This is a genomic window from Chloroflexota bacterium, assembly GCA_026389585.1.
GTDB lineage: Bacteria > Chloroflexota > Dehalococcoidia > UBA2247 > RBG-13-53-26 > JAPLHP01.
The window spans coordinates 1-9197 of the sequence record JAPLHP010000098.1 but is presented as its reverse complement, the minus strand read 5'-3'; the positions used below and the strand labels follow the sequence as shown (position 1 = coordinate 9197).

6 protein-coding genes, 1 tRNA gene and 3 pseudogenes are annotated in these 9197 nt (G+C 54.1%); 4 read left to right on the top strand and 6 right to left on the bottom strand.

Annotated elements, in window-relative coordinates:
- The 6 genes and pseudogenes from NTZ04_09115 to NTZ04_09090 form a co-directional block, all read right to left on the bottom strand.
- A pseudogene (locus tag NTZ04_09115) lies at positions 1-147 on the bottom strand (integrase).
- A complete protein-coding gene (locus tag NTZ04_09110) occupies positions 123-323 on the bottom strand; it encodes a hypothetical protein (GenBank protein ID MCX5992459.1) in 201 nt (66 codons plus the stop codon). Before NTZ04_09110 ends, NTZ04_09115 begins: the two are co-directional and overlap by 25 nt.
- A gap of 270 nt (positions 324-593) precedes the next feature.
- Positions 594-690 (bottom strand) — tRNA-Sec (locus NTZ04_09105).
- Positions 691-709: 19 nt separating this feature from the next.
- Positions 710-1459 carry a twin-arginine translocase subunit TatC gene (gene tatC / locus NTZ04_09100; protein ID MCX5992458.1) on the bottom strand — a complete coding sequence of 250 codons (750 nt, stop codon included), beginning with the start codon at positions 1457-1459 and terminating at the stop codon, positions 710-712.
- Positions 1460-1607: 148 nt separating this feature from the next.
- Complete coding sequence (locus NTZ04_09095) at positions 1608-2039, bottom strand: twin-arginine translocase TatA/TatE family subunit (GenBank protein MCX5992457.1); 432 nt, start codon at positions 2037-2039, stop codon at positions 1608-1610.
- Positions 2040-2178: 139 nt separating this feature from the next.
- On the bottom strand, positions 2179-2487 hold the full coding sequence (locus tag NTZ04_09090; GenBank protein ID MCX5992456.1) for a twin-arginine translocase TatA/TatE family subunit: 309 nt from the start codon (positions 2485-2487) through the stop codon (positions 2179-2181).
- Positions 2488-2765: 278 nt separating this feature from the next.
- On the opposite strand from NTZ04_09090, the pseudogene NTZ04_09085 reads away from it, so the two are divergent.
- The 4 genes and pseudogenes from NTZ04_09085 to mutS form a co-directional block, all read left to right on the top strand.
- Positions 2766-3596: pseudogene (locus tag NTZ04_09085) on the top strand (2Fe-2S iron-sulfur cluster-binding protein).
- Positions 3597-3635: 39 nt separating this feature from the next.
- Positions 3636-4511: pseudogene (locus NTZ04_09080) on the top strand (FAD-dependent oxidoreductase).
- A gap of 225 nt (positions 4512-4736) precedes the next feature.
- Entirely contained in the window at positions 4737-6899 is a 2163-nt protein-coding gene (fdhF, locus tag NTZ04_09075) for a formate dehydrogenase subunit alpha (GenBank protein MCX5992455.1), read from the top strand.
- Between the two features lie 40 nt (positions 6900-6939).
- Positions 6940-9197, top strand: a 2258-nt coding sequence (mutS, locus tag NTZ04_09070) for a DNA mismatch repair protein MutS (protein ID MCX5992454.1), incomplete at its 3' end; no start/stop codon positions are given.

The window sequence follows — 9197 nt, the reverse complement described above, 5'->3', positions numbered from 1 at the left end:
GGTACTGGCTCCGGCTAAACGCAACTCGCTAACCAGCCGATCCTGGAAAGTGCCCCAGAGGCGTTCTATCCTGCCCTTGGCCTGGGGAGACAGGGCGAAGATAGGCTGGATGCAGAGTTCCATTAAGGCCCTGCCAAACTGTAGAAGATGAGTTTGAGGCAAATGGAGGCCAGTTCTGGGAGCCTAAGCCCACTCTCTGTGAACAAGCTGACAATGGCTTTGTCTCTGACATTCGCTGCCCTCTCTATGAGGACTTCCACATCCTGCTTGCTGAGCGATGGAAGCATGCGCTTGGCTACCTTCGGCGGGTCTACCCATTTCATCGGATTGTCCCAAGGATTGAGGCACGTCGCTGACCGTGGAGAGTACAGCCAGTTGTAGAATGCTCTTAGAACACGGTAATACGCATGTTTGCCAGCCATGCTGCACCGTCGGGAGTCCAGGAACTGCTTAACCTGCTGGCTGGTTACAGAGAGACCTACAACAGGCGTGGCAAGTCTGAGGTAGCCCCGATAGAACTTTAGGGTCTCGGGGGATAAGCCATCTCTGCGGGATTCGAGGGACGAATTGGTTAACTTCTGGTTAACTTTATCTGGCGGGAGCGAATGGGGGTCGAACCCACCATGGACACTGAAGGTGCCCATCAACGGATTTGAAGTCCGCGAAGCTCACCGGAGCTCACTCACTCCCTTATGATAATGCGACTGCACTAAGCTGGAGACTTCTTGCCTCGCCGGCCGAGCCAGGCTGTCAGAATGCCAAGCAAGTATAGCAAGAATATAGGGATAGAGACTATGGTGCAGTTTATGGGATCGGGAGTAGGGGTGACCACTGCGCCAACCACGAATGAGCCGACAAAGGCCCATTTCCACTGCTTGGCCAGCCATTGATGGGTCAGTATGCCTATCTTGGATAGAAAGAACGTGAGTACCGGCAGCTCAAAAACAACGCCCATCCAGAAGATGATCTGGACTTCGAATGAAATCAGGTTCCCCAGTCTTATTTGAGATAAGGCGAGATCACTGCCGAATGTCAGGAGGAAGTCGATAGCATGCGGCAGGAAAACGAACCAGGCAAAGGCCGTGCCAGCGAGGAAGAACAGGACCACTGCTGGCAACATGGCATATAGGTAGCCCCTTTCCTTGCGGGTCATGGCCGGGCGGATGAACATCACCAACTGGTAGATGAAGAAAGGCAGGGCCATGATGAAGGCGGAGTATAGGCATACCTTGAACCAGATGGATATCATCTCCGTCATCTCGATGACTATGATTGAGGCCTTGCCGAGCACCGGCTCTTCCAGGAATTTGATGATGCGGTTGGTGAAAAAGAAGGAGATGGCAACGGTGATGATGAGGGCGATAACCGAATAGAAGAGCCGCCGCCGTATCTCCTGAAGGTGACCCAGGAGGGTAAGCTTCTGCTCTTTGCCCCGCTTCCCTTTGGTAGCTTCTACCATACGTCTGTGCTGTACTCGGCTAGATTATCAACTATGCTGGTCGAGAATGCTGAGGAAGTCTTTGTCAACCCCCTGGATTCCCCAATTTCCGGGGATTGGCTTGACGCTGGGGGCACCCCAGACCCCGTCAGGGAATATCCGGGATACCTCAAGTGGGGTTCTCCTTCCCTGGATTCTTCGGAATCTCACCTTGTTTCGGATCGAGATTACTACTTGCCTCTTTGGCAACAGATGCTATCTCCTTGGAGGCCTTCCTGACATCCTTGGTGAGTCCCGTGGCAGACCCCACAGAAGTGTTGACCTCTTTTGCCACGTCGCCCATTTCCTTCGCGATATCCTTGAGGTCTTTGGGCAACCCTGTGTTGCCGGAAACAGTGCTGTTAGCGTCCTTGCCGGTCTCCTTGACTTCGTCCGCTATCTCTTGCAGGTTCTTGTTCATTTCTGCCGACGCCTGTTTGAGCTTGCGCATGGCTTTGCCTATCATGCCAGCAATCTCAGGCAACTTGGATGGACCGAAGAATATGAAGAAGAGGAGGAGGATAAGGAGTAACTCTGGGCCACCTATACCCAAAAAATCCATATTACCTCATGCCCGCTCACTGTTGAAGGAAGAATTGTTTGGGCTTCAGGGTTTCCTTGGTTGAGTCAAAGGAGGGGGATGTATAGCTGTGGGCCTTTACTCTATCCTCGGAGCGCGGGATGGTACTGCCGGAGACCCTTCACCTGTAGTCTTCCATCTTTGCCCCGCACTCCATGCAGAACTTGGCATTCTCAGATATCTTTGCACCGCAGCCAGGGCAGAACTTCTCCTTCGCGGGTTTTGCCGCTGCTGATTGAATGAGAGTCTTTTCGCCTTTGGATTCTATCATGGTGGATTGGGGGAGGTCATCTGTTTTGTCCTTTTCCCTGCGGAACTCGCGTATACTCTTGCCCAATGCGCCACCGATCTGCCCCAGCTTCCCCACCCCGAAGATAAGTACGACGGCAACTACGATAAGACCGATCTCCAATGCACCTAAATTCCTCATAACCCACCTCCCAAGACTTGCTCATGCCAAGTCATTACCAAGTCTGGCCTGATATTCTTTAACCTCTGATAGAAATATACCTATCAGATACTTCGACCCTGTTCCCATTGTAAACTTGCCTGACTAACACTGTCAAACGCTAACCAGGGCTGTGAAATAGGTAACTGGCAATCGAGTGATTTGAAGGCCAGTTCGCGTGGGTGATAGAATACGGCAATCGGGGGAGCTTGCTCCTTCAACTTGCGCTTAGAGAATGGAGAATGATTGAGGTTGGTGGCATGAAGGTGGACAATAACCTGGCCGGTATTGCCTTAAACATAAACGGGCAAAGTGTCAGGGCAAAAAGGGGCGCGACTATTCTTGAAGCCGCTATAGATGCTGGAATCTACATTCCAGCGCTCTGCGCTTGTCCCGGGCTGAAGCCGTTGGCGGCGGAGGTGCCTGACAGAGCCTGCCAAATTTGCGTGGCAGAAGCAGGCGGGGAGATTATTCTTTCTTGTCTTACTCCTGTTTCTGAAGGCATGGTGGTTCAGACCGACACGCCAAAGCTAATGTATTTGCGCCGAAGGAACCTGGCGGCTATTCTGCGCCGACACCCCAACACATGCTTTACCTGTGACCGCCGCAAGCGCTGCGGTCCCTTTGATATCTGTCTCCGGCAGGCTGCAGTTGAGGAACGATGTGTCACGTGCCCCAAGAATGGCAACTGCGAATTGCAGAGGGCTGTAGATCACATCGGTATAGAAGGACTCCCGCCTTATATTCCAAAGAAATTGCCCCTGCGGACCGATAGTCCTTTCTTTATTCGGGACCATAACCTGTGTATCCTCTGTGAACGCTGTGTCCGTGTCTGTGAGGAAATAAGAGGGGCCAAGGCGATAGGGTTTGCCTATCCTTGCTATAGGGCCTGCCCTTCCGGGATAGACATCCCTCGCTATGTGCGGCTTATTGCCAGAGGGAGGCTTGGCGCTGCTCTGGCGGTGATTCGAGAGAAGGTTCCCTTCCCTGGCTCGCTGGGGCGTGTCTGTATTCATCCCTGTGAGACGGCCTGCCAGCGTGGTCAGGAGGTTGACAAGCCTATATGTATCAGAATGCTGAAGCGCTTTGCCTTTGACAATGACGATTCCTGGAAGAAACGATCTAAGAAGCTGCCGCCTACTGAGAAGAAGGTGGCGGTTGTAGGAGCCGGACCGGCAGGCCTCACTGCTGCCTATTATCTGGCCAAGCTGGGGCATAGCGTTACGGTCTTCGATGCCCTTCCTGAACCCGGCGGGATGATGAGGGTGGGTATTCCAGAGTATCGCCTGCCCCGGAAGGTATTGGGGAGTGAGATCGAAGATATCAGTAGTGCTGGTGTAGAGATCAAGCTGAATACCCGAATCGAGGCAATCGATCCGCTCTTCGATCAGGGATACGAGGCCATCTTTCTTGCTGTTGGTGCTCATCAAGGGATGCGCTTGGCAATGGAGGGGGAAACACTATCTGGAGTTATTGAGTCAGTCGAGTTTCTCCGCCGTGTCAATCTGGGAGAGCGAATCAATCTGGGTCAAAGGGTAGGAGTGGTCGGAGGGGGAAATGTGGCCATTGACGCGGCCCGTGTCTCGTTACGCCTGGGAGCAAAGAAGGTGACGATCTTCTACCGCCGCACCCGGGTGGAAATGCCAGCCCGTTCCGAGGAAATTGATGCTGCAATGGAGGAGGGCGTGGAGATCGTCTGTCTGGCTGCTCCGTCCAAACTGACCCGGAAGGATGGCAACCTGCAGCTGGAATTGCTCCGAATGGAGCTGGGGGAACCAGATGCCAGCGACAGGAGCAGCCCGGTTCCGATTAAGGGGAGTGAATACGCTACCGAAATGGATACCTTGATTACAGCTATTGGGCAGCGTCCGGAGGTCTCCAGGGATTTCAAGGTTAAGTTGGGACGGGGAAACACAGTGGAAGTTGATGCTGATATGAAGACTAGTCGCCAGGGCGTCTTCTCCGGGGGTGACTGTACCAGCGGGTCAGCCTCGGTCATTGAGGCCATAGCAGCCGGCAGAAAGGCGGCCGAGGCGATTGATCGCTATCTTGGCGGGAAGGGGGATATCTCAGAGTCGCTGGTTCCTCCAGAGGAAGCCATGTACTGGCTTGAGGAAAGCTTCCTTGTAGAGAAATTGGCTGCGCTCTCACGGCTTTCTCCCGAGACCAGCGCTAAGAGCTTTGAGGAGGCGGAGCATGGATTTGGCCGTGATGTGGCAATTGACGAAGCCATGCGCTGTCTAGAATGCCACGTAATTACCCCTCCAGATGAGCTCCTGCTTCAAGATGCCAATTGTCAGTTCTGTGGCGCTTGTGTAGATGCCTGTCCCACGGGTGCATTATTAGAGCGGGGAAACAAGTGGGTAGGGCAACCGGATCGTGAGATGACGACGACCTGTCCTTACTGTGGGGTGGGGTGTCAGCTTGATATACAGATCAAAGGTGGCAAGATCATCAATTCTGTTCCGAACAGGGATAGTGCTGTCAATAAAGGGCAGGCCTGTGTTAAAGGCAAATTTGGCCTGGACTTTGTATATGATGGTAGCCGCCTGACATCGCCTCTGGTCAAGAGGAATGGCGAGTTCGTTGCAGTCACGTGGGAAGAGGCGCTTGAGGTGGTGGCCAATAGACTTGCCAAGTACAAAGGCAATCAATTTGCGGCGATCGCCTCGGCCAAATGCACCAATGAGGACAACTATGTGATCCAGAAATTTGCCCGTGTGGTGATGAGTACCAACAATATTGACTACAGCGCCCGGCTCCGTCATACGCCGACGATGGAAGGCCTGATCAGGAGCTTCGGCAGTGATGCTATGACTAATTCCATCGGCGAAATTGGAGAAGCTGCCTGTATTCTGGCTATTGGCAGTGACACTACAGAGACACACCCGGTAATAGCCGTGGAAATAAGGAGAGCGCTGCGTCAGGGCGGGAAGCTCATAGTAGCCAATCCAAGAGGAATAACCCTATGCCGTCTCGCAGACCTTTGGCTTCAGCATCGTCCCGGAACCGACGTAGCCTTACTCATGGGGATGATGTGGTTCATTGTTGATGAGGGGTTGCTGGATATATCCTTCCTGCGGGAACGTTCCGAGAATTTTGAGGCCTTCCTGGATTCACTGAAGTCCTTCCATCCGGGATTTGTGGAGAAGGTGACTGGAGTATCGGCGGAGCTGGTAGCTGCGGCGGCGCGGATGTATGCCACTCAGAAGCCAGCGATGATCATCTACAATGGAGAGATCATGCAGTACACTCATGGGATGGACAATGTACTGGCTGTGGCGGACGTGGCCATGCTCACTGGCAATATAGGTAAGCCATCGACAGGGGTGAATCCACTGAGGGTTCAAAACAACCTCCAGGGCGCTTGTGATATGGGTGCCTTACCCGATTTCTATACCGGGTACCAACCTGTGGCTGATCCAGACACACGGAAGAAATTTGGGGAGGCCTGGGGCAGCACATTGAGTGCCAGTAAGGGGCGGACGCTGTCTCAGATATATGAGGCTGCTTATCTGGGGCCGGCAAGGGCGATCTACCTCGTTGGTGACAACCCGGTACTCAGTGAGCCCAATGCCAGACGCATCCAGACATCTTTGGAGAAGCTGGAGTTTCTGGTGGTTCAGGATATCTTTTTGACAGAGACCGCTCGGCTGGCCCATGTGGTGTTGCCGGCCACCAGCTTTGCCGAAAAGGAGGGCACCTTCACCAATACGGAGCGGAGGGTGCAGATGGTGCGCCAGGCAATTGAGCCTTTGGGTGACTCGAAACCTGACTGGTGGATCACCGCTCAGATAGCGAAGAAGATGGGCTGTAAGGGGTTTGACTATGAAAGGCCTTCGCAGATCATGGAAGAGATATCGCGGCTGACACCGAGCTATGGTGGAATCACTTATCAGCGTATAGAGAAGGGTGGTATACAATGGCCTTGCCCTGTGGTGGGGCATCCCGGGACACCGATACTTCATAAGGACACCTTTGCTAGAGGCAGGGGGAGGTTTGCGCCATTGGAGTACAAGCCCTCGGCGCAGGCGCCTGATGAGGAATATCCCTTGATACTAACCACAGAGCGGAGACCATATCACGCCAGCACCATGACAGGTAAGTCAAAGAGTCTGAGCAGGCTGCGGAGTGAGGAACTGGTGGAGATAAATCCGGCAGATGCCCAAAAGCTGGGGATAGCTGATGGGGAGATGGTGAAAGTAATATCCCGTCGGGGAGGGGTTACTGCTAAAGCCAAGGTGACTTCTGCCTCGCTTATGGGTGTGGTGAACATGGCCTTCCACTCTGCGGATAGTCCTATGAACGTGCTGACCAATCCTGCTCTGGACCTGATGGCCAGGATACCTGAACTGAAGGTCTGTGCTGTAAGAGTGGAACCCCAGAAAGCCTGATTGTTCTTCAATCACCGTTTTCGGCGTTGCCATGTGAAACTTGCTTAGAATTACGAGCTTCATAGTAGAATATGGCAAAGATGGCGAGGCAAAGTTGACCCCCGTCCGACGGCAATATTTGAGGATAAAGCAGAGATACCCCGAGGCCATTGTCCTCTTCCGCCTGGGTGATTTCTACGAGACCTTTGATGAGGATGCCAGGCTGGTCTCCAAGTTGCTGGAGATCACCCTTACCTCCAGGGAGATGGGCAAAGGACAGAGGTTTCCCATGGCTGGCATCCCATACCATGCTCTGAACAACTACATGGCCAGGCTCATCAATCGGGGCTATAAGGTGGCTATCTGCGAACAACTGAGCCCTCCGGGTCAGGGTCTGGTGGAGAGGGATGTAGTGCGGGTGGTGACGCCGGGGACGGTCATCGAGCCCAGCCTCCTTGAGGGAACGGCCAATAACTATCTTGCCAGCGTGGTTATCGATAATGATCGAGCAGGGTTGGCTCACGTTGATATAACGACGTCTGAATTCGCCACTACTGAGGTTCCTGTAGATCGCCTTCTTCCTGAATTGGAGAGATTGCACCCTTCGGAAATCCTCATTCCCCGTAATCTGGATTTCCCTGATCTATCGCGGCTTGGCTCAGTGAGCCCAGTTGACGAATACTGGTCTGATGTGGAAACAGCGCGCCAGGGCCTTCTGGATCACTTCGGCGTGGCCACTCTGGAGGGGTATGGCTGTGCCCACCTCCCTCTGGCTATCAGGGCGGCCGGAGCCATCCTCCACTACCTTCAGGAAAACCAGAAAGGTGCTCTGGCACTGCTGACTCAGTTGAGCACTTACTCCACTGAGCAGTATATGATGCTGGATGCCCAGACGCGGCGGAATCTGGAACTTTTCGAGAGCAGTCGTTCAGGTACTACTGCTGGTTCGATCCTCTCCGTCATCGACCTCCCCCAGACTCCCATGGGTGGCAGGTTGATCAGAAGATGGCTGGGGCATCCCCTTTTGGATCTGGCTCAGTTGGTGGAGCGGCAGGATGTGGTGGAGAAGTTTCATAACGATACCATTGCCCGTGGTAAGGTCATCTCTTTGCTGCATCAGATAGGCGACCTGGAACGTTTAGTCAACAGGGTGAGGGGTGGCCATGCCAACCCCAGGGAACTGGTAACGCTGCGGCATAACGTGGAGGTTATTCCCCAGATAAAGGCTGTCCTCGCGGAAGGCGGCACTCCCGAATGGCTGGTGGCCAAGCTCCAAACTTGCGATGAGGTTGTCGCTCTGATCTCTCAGGCTGTTGCCGATGACGCTCCGGCAACCCTGGACGATGGTGGGGTGATAAAGCCGGGCTTTTCACCAGAGCTCGACCAACTCCGCAGTGCATCAAAGGATGCCAAGCAGTACTTGGCTAACCTGGAACGTCAGGAGAGGGAGCGCACGGGGATCAAGTCTCTCAAGATGGGCTACAACAGGGTTTTTGGCTATTACATTGAAGTGAGCCGGTCCAATCTGGCCTCTGTGCCGTCCGACTACATCCGCAAGCAGACGCTTTCCGGGGCGGAGCGCTTCTTCACAGTGGAACTGAAGGAGTATGAGTCGCTGATCCTCAATGCCCAGGAGAAGATGGCTGAGCTGGAGGCTGATCTCTTCCGTCAGGTGTGCCATCAGGTCGGCGGTTGGGGGGAGAGTATCCTGGCTGTGGCCGATGCCCTGGCGCATCTCGACGTTTTCTCCAGCCTGGCTGAGGTGGCGGTGCGGTACAACTACTGCCGTCCCAATCTGAACAACGACGATGTCATTTCCATCAGTGGAGGACGTCATCCAGTGGTAGAACGAAGCCTCAGTGATGGAAGCTTCATACCCAACGATACTTTTCTCTCCAACAAGGATTCCCAGATGATCATCCTCACCGGACCAAATATGTCTGGCAAATCTACCTATCTGCGTCAGGTGGCCGTCATCGTGTTGCTGGCCCAGGTGGGCAGTTTTGTGCCGGCGGACTCTGCCGCCATTGGTCTGGTGGATCGCATCTTCACCAGGATTGGGGCTCAGGAAGACCTGGCTGCCGGCCAGTCCACCTTTATGGTGGAGATGGTGGAGACAGCCAATATCCTCAACAATGCCACCTATCGTTCCCTGATCATCCTGGATGAGATCGGGCGGGGCACCAGCACCTATGATGGGCTTTCCATTGCCCGCGCCGTCGCCGAGTATATCCACAGCTATCCCGGGCTTGGCGCCAAGACCCTGTTTGCCACCCATTACCACGAGCTGGTGGAGCTAGCCAGCTTCCTGCCCAGGGT

Bases quoted from the DNA above. Each gene is read 5' to 3' on its own strand.
- tatC (MCX5992458.1), bottom strand. From the start codon at position 1,459: ATGGTAGAAGCTACCAAAGGGAAGCGGGGCAAAGAGCAGAAGCTTACC.
- fdhF (MCX5992455.1), top strand. From the start codon at position 4,737: ATGCGCTGTCTAGAATGCCACGTAATTACCCCTCCAGATGAGCTCCTG.
- NTZ04_09110 (MCX5992459.1), bottom strand. From the start codon at position 323: ATGAAATGGGTAGACCCGCCGAAGGTAGCCAAGCGCATGCTTCCATCG.
- NTZ04_09095 (MCX5992457.1), bottom strand. From the start codon at position 2,039: ATGGATTTTTTGGGTATAGGTGGCCCAGAGTTACTCCTTATCCTCCTC.
- NTZ04_09090 (MCX5992456.1), bottom strand. From the start codon at position 2,487: ATGAGGAATTTAGGTGCATTGGAGATCGGTCTTATCGTAGTTGCCGTC.